Here is a 16,026-nt window from a genome sequence, read left to right as displayed (position 1 = left end):
TGCCTCGGCGGGCGGTGCGCGACACAATCGGAGGCATGAGCACTCAGACCGAACTTCCGTACGGGTCTTGGCCGTCTCCGATCACCGCGGAGGCGCTGGTTGCCGGTGCAGCGACACCGGGGGAGGTGCGGGTCGACGGCACGGACGTGTGGTGGTCCGAGTCGCGGCCGGCCGAAGGCGGACGCGAACAGCTGGTGCGGCGCGGGGTGTCGGGGAACCGCACCGACGTCCTGCCGGACGGTGTGTCGGCCCGGACCCGGGTGCACGAATACGGTGGTGCCGCGTGGACCGTCCACGGCGGCGTGCTGGTGTACGCGAACTGGGCCGACCAGCGCCTCCACCGCCTCGACCCCGGCGCGGAGCACGCGGTGCCGGTCACGCCCGAGCCGTCCGTGTCGCACGGACTGCGGTACGCGGACCTGGAGATCGTGCCCCCGGGCGTGTGGGGTGAGCGCGCCTGGGCGGTCGCCGTACGGGAGAACCACGAACCGGACGTCGTCGCGGCGCACGGCGAAGCGGTGAACGAGATCGTCGCGGTCCCCCTGGACGGCCACGGCGCCGCCGAGAACCCGGAGCTGGTACGGGTGTTGGTGACCGGCCCCGACTTCGTCGCCGCGCCCCGCGTGGCCCCCGACGGGTCGGCGCTCGCGTGGACGCAGTGGGACCACCCCCACATGCCGTGGGACTCCACGGAGTTGGTCGTCGCGCGCGTCGACGTCGTGGACCCGTCCGCCGGCGGTGCGCCCGAACTCACGGGCGCCGAAGTCGTCGCGGGCGGCCCCGGCGAGGCGGTGCTCCAGCCGACCTGGGCGCCCGACGGCGCCCTGTGGTTCTCGTCCGACCGCCGCGGCGGATGGTGGAACCTGCACCGCGTCGGCGCCGGCGGCCAGGTCGAGGTCGTGGCCCCCGTCGACGGCGAAATCGGCGGCCCGCCGTGGGTGTTCGGGATGCGCTGGTTCGCGTTCCTGCCCGACGGGCGCGTGGCGTGCGCGCTGGCCCAGAACGGGCTGTACGACCTGGCGACCGTCGACCCCGACCGCCCCGAGGACCCGCCGCAGGCCCTCGTGACCGGCCTGACGTGGGTGGACCGGGTCGCGGCCGGGCCCAAGGGCGGCGCGGACATCGTGGTGATCGGTGCGGGGCCCGCCGAGGAGGCCGAACCGCTGGGCATCTTCCTGCCGCAGCCGCACGAGAGCGGCGACACCGACGGCGAACGACCCGAGGGCGACGGGGACTGGGATCCGGACGACACCGAGTACGGCGTCTCCGACCTCTCCGAGTCCCGCGAGGACGCCGGCCACGCGCTGCTCGAACGCCTGCGCCCGGCACGGAAGTCCGTCGTGGGCCGCGAATGGTTCTCGATCCCCGAGCCGATCGCGTTCCCGTCCGCGGACGGGCGCACCTCGTACGGCATCCTCTACCGTCCGAGGAACCCCGAAGTACGGGCACCGGAGGGGACGTTGCCCCCGCTTCTGGTGAGTACGCACGGCGGCCCCACGGCCATGTCGCGGGCGATGCTGACGCTCGGCAACCAGTACTGGACCACGCGGGGGTTCGCCGTCATCGAGGTGAACTACGGCGGCAGCACGGGGTACGGCCGCCCCTACCGCGAACTGCTGAGGAACGCGTGGGGAGTCGTCGACGTCCAGGACACCGACGCGGCGGCCCGGCACCTGGCCGGCACCGGTGTCGTCGACCCGAACAAGCTGGCCATCAGGGGCGGTTCGGCGGGCGGCTTCACGACGCTCGCGGCCCTCGCGTTCGGCGACACCTTCGCGGCGGGCGCCAACCACTTCGGCGTCGCGGACCTGGCGGCGCTCGCCCGCGACACCCACAAGTTCGAATCACGCTACCTGGACGGCCTGGTCGGCCCATACCCCGAGATGGCCGAGCGGTACAAGGAGCTGTCGCCGATCAGCCACACGGACGCGTTCACGTGCCCGCTCGCGGTGTTCCAGGGGCTGGAGGACGAAGTCGTACCGCCCGCGCAGTCGGAGATGATCGTCGAGGCGGTCCGGGAGAAGGGGCTGCCCTACGTGTACCTGGCGTTCGAGGGCGAGCAGCACGGGTTCCGGAAGGCGGAGAACATCATCCGCACGCGCGAGGCCGAACTGTGGTTCTTCGGCAAGGTCTTCGGCTTCGAGCCCGCCGACGCCATCGAACCCCCGCCGGGCGGAGGGTTCTGATCGCGTCGCCGTGAGGGCGGCCGGAGTGCGATTCGCGCGGACGCGCCGCGCCCCGGCCGCCGTCCCCGACGCCGCGGACGGCGCGTACGGCCGATGAAACCCGCAGGTCAACGAGGCCCGTCGCGCGATGTGAGCAATTGGATACCTCACAGTAACAATCACCGCACCGGCGGTTAACACGCGGCGGCGATTCTCAGGGCAATCGGCGAGGCCTCGGCCGAACCGGGCGAGGCACCGCCCGCACCCGAACCCAAGGGGGACCGACGCGTGTTGCTGACCCCGCACGAGCAGGAGCGGTTGATGCTCTCGTACGCCGCCGACCTCGCCGCCCGGCGCAGACAGCGCGGACTGCGCCTGAACCACCCCGAGGCGGTCGCGGTGCTCTCGTCGTTCCTCCTCGAAGGCGCCCGAGACGGCCGCAGCGTCGTGGACCTCCAGGAGGCCGGGCGGCACGTCCTCGGCCGGGGCGACGTCATGGACGGCGTCCCCGAGATGCTGGGGGAGGTGCAGGTGGAGGCCACGTTCCCGGACGGCACCAAACTCGTGACCGTCCACCGGCCGATCCCATGACGCGCACGGGCGGCGCCGCCGAACCCGCCGCGAAGCCCGAGATCCGTCCCACCGCCCCGTCCCCCGGCGGCCCGCCGGTCCGCCGCTCCTTCCGCGGCAGGTCACCCCGCGTCCCCGCCGCGCCCCACGCCTCCGGCCCGCCTCCCGCCTCCTCCCGCCCGTCGTCCGTCTCCGGACCGGTCGTCCCCGGCGAACTCCTCCTCGCCCCCGACCCCGTACGCCTCAACCCCGGCCGTCCCGTCACCTTCGTCACCGTGCGCAACACCGCGGACCGCCCCGTGCGGGTCGGCTCGCACCTGCACTTCGCCGCCGCCAACGACGCGCTGGAGTTCGACCGCGACGCCGCGTGGGGCCTGCGGCTCGATATCGCGGCCGGCACCGCCGAACGGTTCGAGCCCGGCGTCGCGCGGGAGGTGGCACTCGTCCCGATGGCCGGGGCGCGCGTCGTCCCCGGCCTGCGCCCCGGACGCGGCGGACCACTCGACGCCCCCGCCCCGTCCGCGTTGCCGACGACGAACACGCCGACTCCGCTTGCCACTTCGTCCTCGGAGACGGCCGCATGACCGTGATCGACCGGCGGCAGTACGCACTCCTCTACGGCCCGACGACGGGCGACCGCGTCCGCCTCGCCGACACCGACCTCGTTGTCGAGGTGACCGAGGATCTCTGCCGTCCGCGCGGCGCGGCCGGTGACGAGGCGGTCTTCGGCGCCGGAAGGGTCGTCCGCGAGTCGATGGGGCAGTCGGTCGCGACCCGTGCCGAGGGGGCGCCCGACACCGTCGTCACCGGCGCGGTCATCATCGACCACTGGGGCGTGGTCAAGGCCGACGTCGGGATCCGCGACGGCCGCATCGCGGGCATCGGGAAAGCCGGCAACCCCGACACGATGGACGGCGTCCACCCCGACCTGGTGATCGGCCCGTCCACCGAGGTCATCTCGGGGAACGGCCGCATCCTCACCGCGGGAGCCGTCGACTGCCACGTCCACCTGGTCGCACCCCAGCAGTTCGCGGTGGCGCTGGGCTCCGGTGTGACGACGATGATCGGCGGCGGCACCGGCCCGGCCGACGGCACCAAGTCGGCCGGGACGACCCCCGGCGCCTGGCACCTGGCCCGCATGCTGGAGGCCCTGGACGACGTCCCGCTCAACTTCGTCCTCCTCGGCAAGGGCAACACCGTCTCCGACGAGGCCCTGTGGGAGCAACTACGGGCCGGAGCGGGCGGGTTCGCGGTGCACGCGCACTGGGGTGCGACGCCCGCCGCGATCGACACGAGCCTGCGCGTCGCCGACGCGGCCGGCGTCCAGGTCGCGCTGCACGCCGACACGCTCGGCGAAGTCGGGTTCGTGGACGCCGCGTTGGCGGCGATCGGCGACCGGACCGTGCACGCGTACCACACCGAGAGCGCGTCGGACGTCGTCACGGTCGCCTCGCTCCCCAACATCCTTCCCTCGTCGACGAATTCGTCGCGTCCGCACACCGTCAACACCGCCGAGGAACACCTCGGCACGGCACACCTGGGTGCGGCGCTCGCCGCCGAGGACGTTCTCCACGACCTCGGCGCGATCTCCATGATCGGCTCGGACGGCCAGGGGACGGGCCGCGTCGGCGAGACCGTCATGCGCACGTGGCAGACCGCCCACGTCAACAAGCTGCGACGCGGCGCCCTGGCGGGAGACGTCGCGTCGGACAACCTCCGGGCCCGGCGCTACGTCGCGAAATACACCATTTGTCCGGCCGTCGCGTACGGCCTGGACACCGAGGTCGGCTCCATCGCGGTCGGCAAGCTCGCCGACCTCGTCCTGTGGGACCCGGCGTTCTTCGGCGTACGGCCGCACCTCGTCCTCAAGGGCGGCACCATCGCGCACGCCGCGACGGGCGACCCCAACGCGGCCGTCCCCACGGCGCAACCCGTCCTTCCCCGCCCGATGTTCGCCGCCGCGGCGACCAGCCTCCACTTCGTCGCCCACGCCGCGCTGGAGGACGACCTGCCCGCCCGCCTCGACGTACGCCGCACCCTCGCCCCCCTCACCGACACCAGGACCCGCAACAAATCCACCATGCCCCTCAACAACGCCACCCCCCTCATCGAACTCACCGGGGAGACCCCCACCCTCCGCGTCAACGGCGAAAAGATCGAACCGCGCCCCGCGGGCATCCTCCCCATGGCGCAGCGCTACTTCCTCTTCTGATACGCCGGATACGCCCGGAAATCCCGTGCCAACCCCGGGATTTCCGGGTCCGACGCACGGCGAGGCACGGCCGGCCCGTCAGCCCACCGACACACAGCCCGTCGGCCCGCCGCGCCCAGCCCCCGGCAACCGGCCCGGTTGCGCCGGGTGGACGGCGCGGCGGCACACCTGGGCGTCGGGCGCGGCGCCGCCGCGCCCGACGGTGGCCCTCCCCGGGCCCTCGGCGGTCAGCGGGCCCAGGTGGGGTGGAAGGTCACGTGCATCTGTTCCCAGTCGGTGTGCTTGGCCAGATCGTCCCAGTCGTACAGGCATCGGCACACGTGGTAGTTGCAGCCCTGGGGGAAGTAGAGGCGCGGGTGTTTCGCGGCGACCGGGGGGCCGTCCTTGGTGACGGCGAAGAGTTCGCGGGCGGCCTCGCGGAAGGCGCCGCTTTCGCCCGTGAGGAACAGCGTTGCGGCGTGCCGGTGTTGGCGCAGGAAGTAGTGGTCGGCGGAGACGGTCCAGTCGATGTCGCCGTCGGCGGTCAGGTCGGTCTCCGGCACGCTCGCGGTGCGGAGTTCGCGGGGCGCGTTCCCGGCCGCCATCCGCGCGCGCAGTTGCTTCCAGTGTGTCGGCCGGAACTGCCGGGAGCGGGGGACGAGCACCAGGTCGAGCGGCTGCGGCTCCCCCTCGCGCCACCCGCCCAGACCCGGGACGCGCGGGCCGGACCGCAGCGGTACGTAGACCAGGGAGTGCGGCGAGCGGGCCGCGAGGAGGAAGAGCGTGCCCAGGCGTCGGCCGTCCGTACGGTCCACGTAAAGCTCGTAGTCGCCGTCCGCGTCGTACAGCGCGGCGTTCTTGAGCGGCCTCGCGGGGCGGATCACGCGGTGGTCGTGGGCGCCCTGCCGCGCCCGGTGGATCGCCACCTTGGTCCGGAACCCGTCCCGCCCCGGCACCGCCCGCGAAGCCGCCATCGACCGTTGTCCCCTCCGTTGTCCGAGGGCCCGATTCTCGCGCCGCAAATACCGTGCCCGCCAACGGATTTGCGCTAGGCGGGCATACTGCCGCCGGTATTGCGGATCAGCTGCCGGAGGACCTTCAGCGCGGTGACGTAGTCGGCGTCGTCGATGCCCTGGTGGATCGCGTCGCGGATGGCCGGTGCGTGCTCCTTGAGCCTGACGCGGGCCGCCTCGCCCTCCTCGGTGAGCCAGAGCCGGCCCTCGGCGTCGCGGGTGAGCCAACCGCGCTCGACCAGGGTGTGCGCCTCGGCCGCCACATCGTCCTCGGGCCTGAGGTAGGTGCGCATGGCCTCGCGCAGCTCGGGGACGGTCATGCCGTGCCCGTCGGGGGAGATGTCGTGCTTCGACAGGTTGCGCAGCAGCCAGAACTGCGGCTGGGTGAAGCCCTGTTCGGCCTGTCGGGCGCGCGTGAACGCGATCAGCGCCTCGTACGCCACGCCAGTCCAGTACGCGGCGGGCTGCGCGGCGAGTTCCGCGTCGGTGATGTGTTCGGTTGCCATGCACGGGACCGTAGAACCTGAAGTGACGTTGAGGTCAAGATCGCCCTCACCGGACGGGACATCCGAATCACAGGCAATTCTCATCCGATGCTCATCCCGCGTCCTTAACCTGCCCGGACCCGAGGGACGACCAGGAGGAGCGCGGAGACATGGGCCAGGACCACCACGAAGGACAGCGCGTGAGCCGGCGTACGGCGATCGCGGGCATCGGCAGCCTGGGGCTGGGAGCGCTGCTGGCCGCGTGCTCGGGGTCGAAGAGCGGGGGCGCGCGGGCCACCACGACGACCGGTGAGAGCGCCACGATCTCCCCGCAGGCGACCACCGACGCGGACCTCACCGGCCTGTTCGAGAACGCCAACACCTGCACGCTCACACCGCAGACCACCCAGGGGCCGTACTACTTCGACGCCGACAAGATCCGCGGCGATATCCGCGAAGACCGCGAAGGTGTGCGGTTGCGGCTGGCGATCCGGGTGCAGGACAGCGAGACCTGCCAGGTGATCCCGAACGCGGTGGTGGAGATCTGGCACTGCGACGCGGCGGGCCTGTACTCGGGCGCGGAGAGCCTTTCCGGCGGCGGCGGAAACGGCGGCGGGCCGGGCGGCGGTACGCCCCCGTCCGGAGCCCCGGACGGGACACCACCGTCCGGCGCCCCCGGTGGCACGCCCCCGTCGGGAGCCCCCGGCGGCGCACCGCCCTCCGGCGGCCCCGGCGGCCCCGGCGGCCCCGGCGGAAACGGCGGCGACGCCGACCTCACCCCGCAGGACGACAAGCGCTACCTGCGCGGCGCCCAGGTCACCGACAACGACGGCATCGTGCAGTTCACGACCATCTGGCCCGGCTGGTACATGGGCCGCACGGTCCACGTCCACGCGATGGTGCACATCAACAACGAACGCACCCTGACCACGCAGATGATGATGGACGAATCCCTCAACAGCGCCGTCTTCACGAGGGAGCCGTACGCCCGACACACCGGCCGCGACACCTTCAACGACGGCGACACGATCTACCAGCCGACCATGCTCCTCAAGATCACCGAGGAGGGCGACGGCTACCTGGGCGTGATCACCTTCGCCGCGGACCCGGACAAGAACGGCAAGTAGGGGAGCGGGCCGACCGAACGCGCCGCGCCGGCGCGGGTGGTGGAGACCCCGTCCCCCACGCGGGGGACGGGGTTCGCCGTGACGGTGGACGCGCGGTCCCGGGACGCGGACCAGGCTCGGTGCATGACCTGGAACCCCCCGCACTCCCCCGACTCCCCTGCCCGCGCCCGGTCCGCGGCCGACCTCCGGCGGCGGCTCGCCTGGTGGGCCATCGCCGCGTGCGCCCCGTACCTCACACTGAAGCTGCTGTGGATCGTGGGAGTCGACATCGGCATCGTCGACACCGGGAAGATCAGCCGCGGCCAGTGGATCGCCGCGAACCTGCTCACGTTCGTCATGGACGCGGTCGCCGCCGCCGTCGCCCACGCCCTGACCCGCCCCCGGATCAAACGCGGGCGGTCCTGGCCGATCCTGCTGCCGCTGTGGATCGCGTCCGGGCTCCTCGGCGTCATCATGATCGCGGTGCCCCTCAGTTGCGGCGGTGCCCTGGTCGGCGGCTCCGGTAACCCGTTCGCCGGGGACGATCTGCTGCGGGGCTGGGTCTACGCGGTCGTGTACTCCGGATTCATCATTGAAGGCACGGTCCTGATCGGCGCTTTCGCGCTCTACGCACACGAGCGCTGGGGTGACTTCCTGCGCACCCGGGTCCGCGACCTGCCGGCCCTTCCGGAGCGTCGGCGCCCCCTGATCCGGTACGCCGGTGTGCTGACCGCGCTTCTTCTCCTCACCGCCGCGGCGCCGCGCCTGCTGTGGGCCTCCGGCGGCGACCTGGGCATGACCGACGCGTGGACCGCCAACCGCGACACCAACGCCCGCTGGCTGGATTTCACCCAAGGCGTCCTGGCCCTCGTCGGCTGCGCGGGCACACTCGCGCTCGTCCTGGGGCGTGGCGGCTGCCGTACGCGCGTGCCGCTCTCCGCGGCGTGGGTGGGGATCGGCGGAACCTTCGGAGCGGGCGGCTGGATGGGGCTGATCAGCCTGACCGCGGCGCCCGGCAGCGAGGCCGCGGACCGTACATCCGTGCTCCTCACGCTTGTCTACACTGCCGAGATGACCACTGGGCTGCTGGCACTCACCGCAGGCTGGTACTTCCTGTCCCACAGCACCGCGCACACCACGAACGTCACGCGCACCATGGACATCACGGGCACGGTGGACCCCACGAGGACCGCGCCGACCGCACGCACCACGCGCATATCCGCGTCATGAACGCCCGCGCGTCGTTGCGGTCCGCGCTCGGCCGCCGTGCGCGGCTGCGCTGGGTGCACCTTGTCCTCGGCGGCGCGCTCCTGATGCCCTTCCACCTCCTGACCGGGACCGTGGTGGCGACCGTGGACCTCGCCGACGACCGCGTCGGCGCCGCCTACGTCCGACAACTGATCGCGCTCGCCTTGGACGTCCCGCTCGTCGCGCTTGTCGGTCTCGTACCCCTGGTCCGCACGTTGGAGGGCAACGCCGTACGCGTCCTGGCCACCGCGCGCGGCGAAGTCCTCACCGGCCCCGCCGAAACCTGGCCCGCCCGCCGCCGCACATCCGTCTGGTTCACCCTGCACACCGCGGTCGGCGCCGCGGTGGCCGGGATCTCGATCGCCGCGCCGCCCGCCGGGATCGTGATGATCGCACTGCCCTTCTCCTCGGGCCTGCGCGACGCCACGCCGGACGGCTTCGGATGGCTGGAATTCGCCCATGACCGGCCCCTGGCGGGTATCGCCGCCGGTCTGCTCCTGATGGTCCTGCCGGTCGCCGCGGCGGCGGTGGCGGGCGGATGGCTCGCCCGGATCGCGCCCGTCCTGCTCGGGCCGACACCGGCCGACCGGCTCGCGTTCGCCGAGCAGCGCGCCGAACGCATGGCCGAGCGCAACCGCATCGCCCGCGAACTCCACGACTCGGTGGGCCACGCCCTCAGCACCGTCACCCTCCAGGCGTCCGCCGCCGGGCGCGTCCTCGCACACGATCAGGCCTTCGCGGCCCAGGCACTCGCCGCGATCGAGGACACCGCCCGCACCGCCGTCGCCGAACTCGACCACGTCCTCGGCCTGTTGCGCGAGGACGGGGACACCGCCAAGGCTCCGGCGCCGTCGCTGGCGGATGTGGACGACCTGATCGCGCGCACCCGGGCGACCGGCGCGGATATCGCCCTCGACCTCGACGGCGCCGATCCGGGAAGGCTCCCGGGCGTGGTGTCGCGCGAGGCGTACCGGATCGTGCAGGAAGGGCTCGGCAACGCGTTGCGGCACGCGGGAACGGTGCCCATCACGGTGCGCATCGCGGTCGAGGACGGCGAATTGCGCCTCGCCATCGCCAACCCCGTCGCGGGCAAGGCCGGAACGCCCCGGCCCCGACCCCGGGGCGGCGGGCGCGGCCTGGCGGGAATCTCCGAACGCGTCCGAGTCCTGCGCGGCCGGTTCGACGCCGGAGCTCGCGACGGCCACTGGCACCTGAACGCGCACATCCCCCTGGGAGACCACGCGTGAGCGTCACCGGCGAACCGGTCCGCGTCTTCCTCGCCGACGACGAACACCTTGTCCGCACCGCGCTGCGCGCCATCGTGTCCGCCGAGCCCGACCTCACCGTCGTCGGGGAGGCGGGCACCGGCGCCGACACCGTCGCGGCGGTCCGCGAACTACGCCCGGACGTCGTGCTGATGGACGTCCGCATGCCCGTGCTCAACGGCATCGACGCGACCGCCCACCTGGTCCGCACGATGCCGGAACCCCCGCGCGTCCTGGTCGTCACGACATTCGAGAACGACGACTACGTCTACGACGCGCTGCGCGCCGGGGCACAGGGATTTCTGCTCAAACGCGCCCGCGCCGAGGAGATGGTGCACGCGATCCGCGTCGTCGCCCGCGGGGACTCCTTGCTGTTCCCGTCCGCGGTAAGGGAACTGGCGTTGCGTCAGCTCCCCGACCGCGCGCGCTCCGCGAACCCCGCACGCGCACGCGTCGACCGCCTGACCGCCCGCGAAGGAGACGTCCTGCGCCTGATGGCCGCGGGGCTGTCCAACGCCGAGATCGCCGAACGCGTGGGGCTCGGCGCGGAGACCGTCAAGACCCATGTCGCCCGCATTCTGGGCAAGTTGGAGGTACGCGACCGCACCCAGGCGGTGATCGCCGCGTACGAGAGCGGCTTTGTGGGACCGAGTTCCGCGTGACGCGGTACATCTCGGCGCCCCGCGTCCCGTCCGACCACCGCGCCGGGCACGGGCGTACGTGCGTCGGCCTCGTCTCCACCCCGGCGATCAGCGGCGGCCGCGGCACCCTCCTGCCGATCTCCACCGAACGGATCGTCTCCGGCGAGTAGTTCGTCTGCGCGGCCAGCTTCTCCCGGGACATCCCCGCGTGTTCGCGGAACGCCTTCATCGCCGCCCCGAACGCCCTGAGACCGTCCGACGGCTCGGGCTCACCTCCCACGGCACCCGTACGCCCCATCAACCTCACCCCTCCCGAAAAGCCTGCGGCGGTACACGCCAAGCATCGGCAGAGGGTGGCCGAATGCCCACCCTGAGTATTGGTACACGCACGCTGGGTACACGGCATGGGGGAATCTCCCGGGCCGCGCGATCCGGACGCCGAACCGGCGGCCATGCGTACGCTGTCGGCCGTGAAATCGACCGGGGAACCCGTTCGGGACTGGTCGGCCTTTCTGCGCGGGAGCGCGTTCTGGGGCTGGTTCTACGGCAATCACATCCACGTCGACGCTGCTGATGCCCATGGTGACCTGGCGGCCCGACGAGGAAGGCGAACTGCGGGCGCTGCTCGCGGAGTCCTGGGCCCAGTCGGGAATGCTGACGTCGGATCAGGTCCGGGAAACGGTCGATCGGCTCACCACCTACCCGGACGACACGCCGCCCGCGTCCGACACCACCCCGACGGTCGTGGCCCCTCTCGGCATGCTGTTCGACGCGGTCAGGACACACTGCCGATAGCCCGACTCAATTTGTCCGCTCAGTCGGCCAGTTCTCCCAGGAGTCGCCAGGTCCGTTGCCGGGCGGCGGTGCCCGCGATGTCCGTTCCCGCGAAGACGACTTCGGTGGCGCCCGCGTCGCGGAAGCGGCGGATTTCGGCGGTGACGGCCCGTTCGTCGCCGATGACGGCCACATCCGAGGCCCGCGTGCCGCCGGAGAGTTCGATGACGCGGGCGTACGACGGGAACTGCTCGTAGAACGCGAGGTTTTCGGTCGCCCGGGCGCGGACGGAATCGGCGTCGTCGGTGACCACGCCGTACACCAGCGCGACGACGCGGGGTGCCGGGCGGCCCGCCTCCTCCGCCGCCTTGGTGACCGCAGGGACGATGTGCTCCTCAAGGGCGCGCGGGCCCGCGAGGTAGGGCAGGATGCCGTCCGCCAACTCGCCGCTGACGCGCAGCGCTTGCGGCCCCATCGCGGCGACGAGCACGGGGACGCCGTCGTCGGCGCCGGGAACGCGGGCCGGGACCGGGGTGTGTGCGTGGAGCAGTTCGCCGTGGAAGTCCGCGGTTCCGGTGTCGGTCAACTGCCGCAGCGCGGTGAGGAATTCGCGCAGACGCGCGATCGGGCGCTCGAACGGGATGCCGAAACCCGTCTCGGTCAGCAGCTTCGTGCCGAGCGCGAGCCCAAGGTGGTAGCGGCCGTGGGTCGCGGCCTGCGCGGTCTGGGCCAGACTGGAGACCACCAGGGGGTGGCGCCCGAAGACCGGAATGGCCGACGTGCCCACCTGGAGCGCGGGGACCTCGCGCCCGACGATCGCCGCGAGCTGCGGCGAGTCGGCCCCGAACGTCTGCCCGAACCAGGCCGACCGCACCCCCGCGGCCGAGGCCTCCTTGGCGAGTTCCACGGTCGCGTCGACCTGATTGGCGGATGCGGACGCGTCGAGTGCTACTCCAAGTGTCATGTCTGCCGGAACCGCCGCGGATCCCCCGGCATTCCAGCGCGATGTGAAACATTCATGTCCGAAATATGAACGGGGTCGGGGCCCCTTCCTCGCGGCGGTGACGTTCCCCGCCGCGGCGGCCCGGTCACGGCCCGCGGCTCCCGACCGCCGCCGTCGAGGGTGACGGCGGCCTTCTTCGGCCAAAACTCGGACAGCGCGACCATCCGACTGGAATGCTGTGCGTTCACAAGGTGGGGACCTTCTGTGACACACAAGGCGCGATCGCGCCTATCCATGCATGCCCAAAATCTCATGAAATGACAGGAGTTGACCATGCAGCCGAACCAGCCCTACCCGTCCACCCCTCCGCCCCCCGCGCCCCCGGCCCCGGCGGCACGCGAGCCGGGCCGTCTGCGGCGGATGTGGGCCAAGTCCTGGGTCAGATATGTCGTGATCGGGCTCGTGGGTTTCGCCATCGGGGCCGCGGTCGGCGGGTCCGGGACGAAGGACAAGGACGACACGGCGGCCGCCGCCGCTCCGCAGCCGGTCGTCACGATCACCGTGACCGCACCCGCCGCCCCGGCAGCCGCCCCCGGTGCCGAGGCGGCCGAACCCCCGGCCGCGGCGCCGGCCGTCGCCTCGTCCGCGCCGCCCGCCGCGCCCACCACCCCGCCCGCCCCCGCACCCACCAGCGCGGGGCCGAAGACATCGTTCGACGGTGACGGCACCTACCTCGTCGGCACCGACATCGCGCCCGGCACGTACCGCTCCGACGGCGGGAGCCTCTGCTACTGGGAGCGCCGCTCCGACACCAGCGGCGAGTTCGCGGGGCTCATCACCAACGACGTCGCGCAGGGCCCCACGGTCGTGACGATCGCGAAGACCGACAAGGCGTTCAAGACACAGGGGTGCGCGGACTGGACGAAGGCGGGCTGATCCGCGGGCACGACCGGGCACGACCGGGCACGACGCGGCGTGCACGCGGTGGCCGGAGCGGAAACGGTCAGGCCGCGGGCTCCGCGGGGCCGGTCGGCACCGCGGGTCGGCCGGTACCGGTGCGTTGTTCGGCTTGCCCCGAGGACGGCGGCGTGACCAGGGCCCGGGCGCGGTCGGGGGCCCGTCACGCGGATGCGCGGATGACCAGTTTTGTGGGGAGGATGACCGGGGCGGCGGGGTGGCCGGGGATGGTGGTGTCGAGGAGGAGGCGGGTCATGCGGCGGCCTTGTTCGTGGACGGGCTGGTGGACGGTGGTCAACGGGGGGTCGGACCAGTGGGCCGCCTCCACGTCGTCGAAGCCGACCACCGCGACGTCGTCGGGGACGCGGCGGCCCGATGCGCGCAAGACGGTGACCGCCGCCGCGGCCATGAGGTCGGAGGCCGCGAAGACCGCGTCCAAGTCCGGTGCGGCGTCGAGGAGTTCGCGCATCGCGGTGGCGCCCGAGCCGCGGGTGAAGTCGCCGTGGGCGACGAGGGGTTCGCCTTCGACCGCCGCCAGATATCCGGTGAGGCGGTCGATTCCGGCGCACATGTCGGCCGGTCCGGCGATCGTCGCCACGCGGCGGCGGCCGAGGCCGTGCAGGTACGCGGTCGCCAGCCGCGCGCCGCCGACATTGTCCGCGTCGACGTACGTGATGCCCGCCTCCCCGCCGAGCGGACGCCCGCCCACGACGACCGGAATCCCCGCCCGCACAAGGCGGTTCGGCAGGTCCGCGTCGCCGTGCAGCGACACCAGGAGCGCGCCGTCGACGTGGCCGCCGCGCAAGTACCGTTCCAGGCGCTGCTGGTCGGCGTCCGTACGCACCATCATCAGGACCAACTGCACGTCCGTGCCCGACAGTTCCTCGCTCACCGAGCGCACGATCCCGGTCAGGTACGGATCACCGAACAGGTGCGACTCCGGCTCCTGGATCACCAGCGCCACCGAGTCGGTCCGCCGCGTGACGAGCGTGCGCGCCGCGCGGTTGGGCACGTACCCCGTGGACGCGATCGCCGCCTCGACCACCGCGCGCACCTGCGGGCTGACCTTGGGCGAGTTGTTGATGACCCGGGAGACGGTGGCGCGCGAGACGCCGGCGACCGCGGCGACGGTTTCCAAGGTCGGCACGTCGCCCGCCGGCGACGTCTCGTCAGGCACCCTGCGACTCCCCGTTCCCGTGCCGGCCGCGGTGGGCGGCGATCACCGACGCGTACCAGTGCGCGCTGTCCTTGAGGGTACGGTCCCGCGTCGCGAAGTCCACGCGAACGATGCCGAACCGCTTCGCGTACCCGTACGCCCACTCGAAGTTGTCCAGCAGCGACCACACGAAGTAGCCGCGCACCCGCGCTCCGTCGGCGACCGCGCGGGCGACCGCGCCGAGGTGCGCGGCGATGTAGGCCTGCCTCTCGGGGTCCGCGATCCGCCCGTCCGCGCCGACGGTGTCCGGGTACGCCGCGCCGTTCTCGGTGACCATCAGCGGCAGTTCGGGCGCCTCGTCGCGGACGCGCACGATGATGTCGTACAGCCCCGTCGGATCGATGGGCCAGCCCATCGCGGTGCGCGGACCCGGCGCGTGCAGGAAGCGGATGTCGTCGCAGGCCGGCCAGGGGGAGTGGTCGCTCACGCCGTGCCCGTCGTCGCGCGGGTCGCCGGGCTCGGCGCCGCCGGCCACGACACTCGGGGTGTAGTAGTTCAGGCCCATCTCGTCGATAGGCCGGGAGATCGCGGCCAGGTCGCCGTCGCGGACGAACGACCAGTCGGTGACGGAGGCGGTGTCGCCCAGCACGTCGGGCGGATAGCCGCCGCGCAGCAGCGGGTCGAGGAAAATCCGGTTGGCGAGGCCGTCGACGCGCCGGACCGCGTCGGTGTCGGCGGGGTCGGCGGACGCGGCGCGTACGGCGGCGAGGTTCAGCGCGATGGAGATCCGGCCCTCCGACGGCAGTTCGGCACGCAGCGCGGCCACCGCCTCGCCGTGCGCCAGCATCAGGTGGTGATGCGCCGTCAGGGAGGCGGCGGGGTCGGTGACTCCGGGCGCGTGGACGCCGGAGCCGTAGCCGAGGAACGCGCTGCACCACGGCTCGTTCAGCGTCGTCCAGATGCGGACGCGGTCGCCGAGCGCCCGGCCGACGACTCCCGCGTACTCCGCGAAGCGGCTCGCGGTGTCGCGGTGCGTCCAGCCGCCCGCGTCCTGGAGGTACTGCGGCAGGTCCCAGTGGTAGAGGGTGAGCGCCGGTTCGACGCCCTGTGCGAGGAGTTCGTCGACCAGCCGGTCGTAGAACGCCACACCGCGCGGCTCGACGCGCCCGCCCGGCGCCGGCACGATCCGCGCCCACGCGACCGAGAACCGGTAGGCGCCGAGCCCGAGTTGCCGCATCAGCGCGACGTCCGACCGGAACAGCCGGTAGTGGTCGGTCGCGACGTCGCCGGTGTCGCCGCCGTGCACGCGGCCGGGGGTGTGGCTGAAGGTGTCCCAGATCGACGGGCTGCGCCCGTCGTCGGCGACGGCACCCTCGACCTGGTACGCGGCGGTCGCCGCACCCCACAGGAAGTCCGCGGGCAGACCGGCGAGTTCGTGCGTACGGTCGGGTGCGGGCGCGTCGTCGGGCGGCCGGGCGCCGTCGGGTTCCCGGGTGTCGGCCGCGGGGTGGG

The 16,026-nt window shown here is 72.8% G+C and carries 15 protein-coding genes and 1 pseudogene; 10 read left to right on the top strand and 6 right to left on the bottom strand.

All coding sequences use genetic code 11. The annotated features are described in order from the left end of the window. Nucleotides 1-35: 35 nt before the first annotated feature. From LO772_RS09240 to LO772_RS09225, 4 genes and pseudogenes are all read left to right on the top strand, one after another. Complete coding sequence (locus LO772_RS09240) at nt 36-2,186, top strand: S9 family peptidase (protein WP_231777904.1); 2,151 nt, start codon at nt 36-38, stop codon at nt 2,184-2,186. A 267-nt stretch (nt 2,187-2,453) separates the two neighbouring features. Further along, complete coding sequence (locus LO772_RS09235) at nt 2,454-2,756, top strand: urease subunit gamma (protein WP_231777903.1); 303 nt, start codon at nt 2,454-2,456, stop codon at nt 2,754-2,756. Nucleotides 2,757-2,935: 179 nt separating this feature from the next. Beyond that, nucleotides 2,936-3,319 (top strand): annotated as a pseudogene (locus LO772_RS09230) (urease subunit beta); the annotation flags it as partial. Continuing rightward, nucleotides 3,316-4,947, top strand: coding sequence for an urease subunit alpha (locus LO772_RS09225; RefSeq protein WP_231777902.1), 1,632 nt, complete (start codon nt 3,316-3,318; stop codon nt 4,945-4,947). The pseudogene LO772_RS09230 and the gene LO772_RS09225, both read left to right, overlap by 4 nt. A gap of 227 nt (nt 4,948-5,174) precedes the next feature. Here LO772_RS09225 and LO772_RS09220 read toward each other — a convergent pair whose 3' ends face one another. Continuing rightward, on the bottom strand, nt 5,175-5,900 hold the full coding sequence (locus LO772_RS09220; protein WP_231777901.1) for a hypothetical protein: 726 nt from the start codon (nt 5,898-5,900) through the stop codon (nt 5,175-5,177). A 74-nt stretch (nt 5,901-5,974) separates the two neighbouring features. After that, nucleotides 5,975-6,445: a MarR family winged helix-turn-helix transcriptional regulator gene (locus LO772_RS09215; protein WP_231777900.1), complete on the bottom strand. Its 471-nt coding sequence runs from the start codon at nt 6,443-6,445 to the stop codon at nt 5,975-5,977. A gap of 149 nt (nt 6,446-6,594) precedes the next feature. Here LO772_RS09215 and LO772_RS09210 point away from each other — a divergent pair, with 149 nt between their 5' ends. The 4 genes from LO772_RS09210 (at nt 6,595) to LO772_RS09195 (ending at nt 10,705) form a co-directional block, all read left to right on the top strand. Further along, nucleotides 6,595-7,551 (top strand): protocatechuate dioxygenase, encoded by a 957-nt coding sequence (locus LO772_RS09210; RefSeq protein WP_231777899.1) that lies wholly within the window; start codon nt 6,595-6,597, stop codon nt 7,549-7,551. Between the two features lie 123 nt (nt 7,552-7,674). Beyond that, nucleotides 7,675-8,760, top strand: a complete 1,086-nt coding sequence (locus LO772_RS09205) for a hypothetical protein (protein ID WP_231777898.1) — start codon at nt 7,675-7,677, stop codon at nt 8,758-8,760. Then, on the top strand, nt 8,757-10,025 hold the full coding sequence (locus LO772_RS09200; protein WP_231777897.1) for a sensor histidine kinase: 1,269 nt from the start codon (nt 8,757-8,759) through the stop codon (nt 10,023-10,025). Before LO772_RS09205 ends, LO772_RS09200 begins: the two co-directional genes overlap by 4 nt. Beyond that, a complete protein-coding gene (locus LO772_RS09195; RefSeq protein ID WP_231777896.1) occupies nt 10,022-10,705 on the top strand; it encodes a response regulator in 684 nt (227 codons plus the stop codon). The genes LO772_RS09200 and LO772_RS09195 overlap by 4 nt, the downstream gene beginning before the upstream one ends. On the opposite strand, the gene LO772_RS09190 is transcribed toward LO772_RS09195, so the two are convergent. Beyond that, nucleotides 10,599-10,886, bottom strand: a complete 288-nt coding sequence (locus LO772_RS09190) for a helix-turn-helix domain-containing protein (RefSeq protein ID WP_231779475.1) — start codon at nt 10,884-10,886, stop codon at nt 10,599-10,601. The two genes, LO772_RS09195 and LO772_RS09190, sit on opposite strands and share 107 nt — an antisense overlap. A 371-nt stretch (nt 10,887-11,257) precedes the next feature. Here LO772_RS09190 and LO772_RS09185 point away from each other — a divergent pair, with 371 nt between their 5' ends. Beyond that, on the top strand, nt 11,258-11,479 hold the full coding sequence (locus LO772_RS09185; protein WP_231777895.1) for a hypothetical protein: 222 nt from the start codon (nt 11,258-11,260) through the stop codon (nt 11,477-11,479). Between the two features lie 19 nt (nt 11,480-11,498). Here LO772_RS09185 and LO772_RS09180 read toward each other — a convergent pair whose 3' ends face one another. After that, on the bottom strand, nt 11,499-12,422 hold the full coding sequence (locus tag LO772_RS09180) for an LLM class F420-dependent oxidoreductase (RefSeq protein ID WP_231777894.1): 924 nt from the start codon (nt 12,420-12,422) through the stop codon (nt 11,499-11,501). A 312-nt stretch (nt 12,423-12,734) separates the two neighbouring features. Between LO772_RS09180 and LO772_RS09175 the strand changes: the two genes are divergently transcribed. Then, entirely contained in the window at nt 12,735-13,337 is a 603-nt protein-coding gene (locus tag LO772_RS09175; protein WP_231777893.1) for a hypothetical protein, read from the top strand. 184 nt (nt 13,338-13,521) lie between these two features. Here the strand turns inward: LO772_RS09175 and LO772_RS09170 are convergent, their stop codons facing one another. Then, the gene (locus LO772_RS09170) at nt 13,522-14,535 is read right to left on the bottom strand and encodes a LacI family DNA-binding transcriptional regulator (RefSeq protein ID WP_231777892.1); all 1,014 of its coding nucleotides are present in this window, start codon (nt 14,533-14,535) and stop codon (nt 13,522-13,524) included. Continuing rightward, nucleotides 14,528-15,937 carry a GH1 family beta-glucosidase gene (locus tag LO772_RS09165; protein ID WP_231779474.1) on the bottom strand — a complete coding sequence of 470 codons (1,410 nt, stop codon included), beginning with the start codon at nt 15,935-15,937 and terminating at the stop codon, nt 14,528-14,530. The genes LO772_RS09170 and LO772_RS09165 overlap by 8 nt, the downstream gene beginning before the upstream one ends. Nucleotides 15,938-16,026: the final 89 nt, after the last annotated feature.

It is taken from the genome of Yinghuangia sp. ASG 101 (genome assembly GCF_021165735.1).
Classification (GTDB): Bacteria; Actinomycetota; Actinomycetes; order Streptomycetales; family Streptomycetaceae; genus Yinghuangia.
The sequence above is the reverse complement of the archived record's forward strand: the minus strand, read 5'-3'. Positions and strand labels throughout refer to the sequence as shown.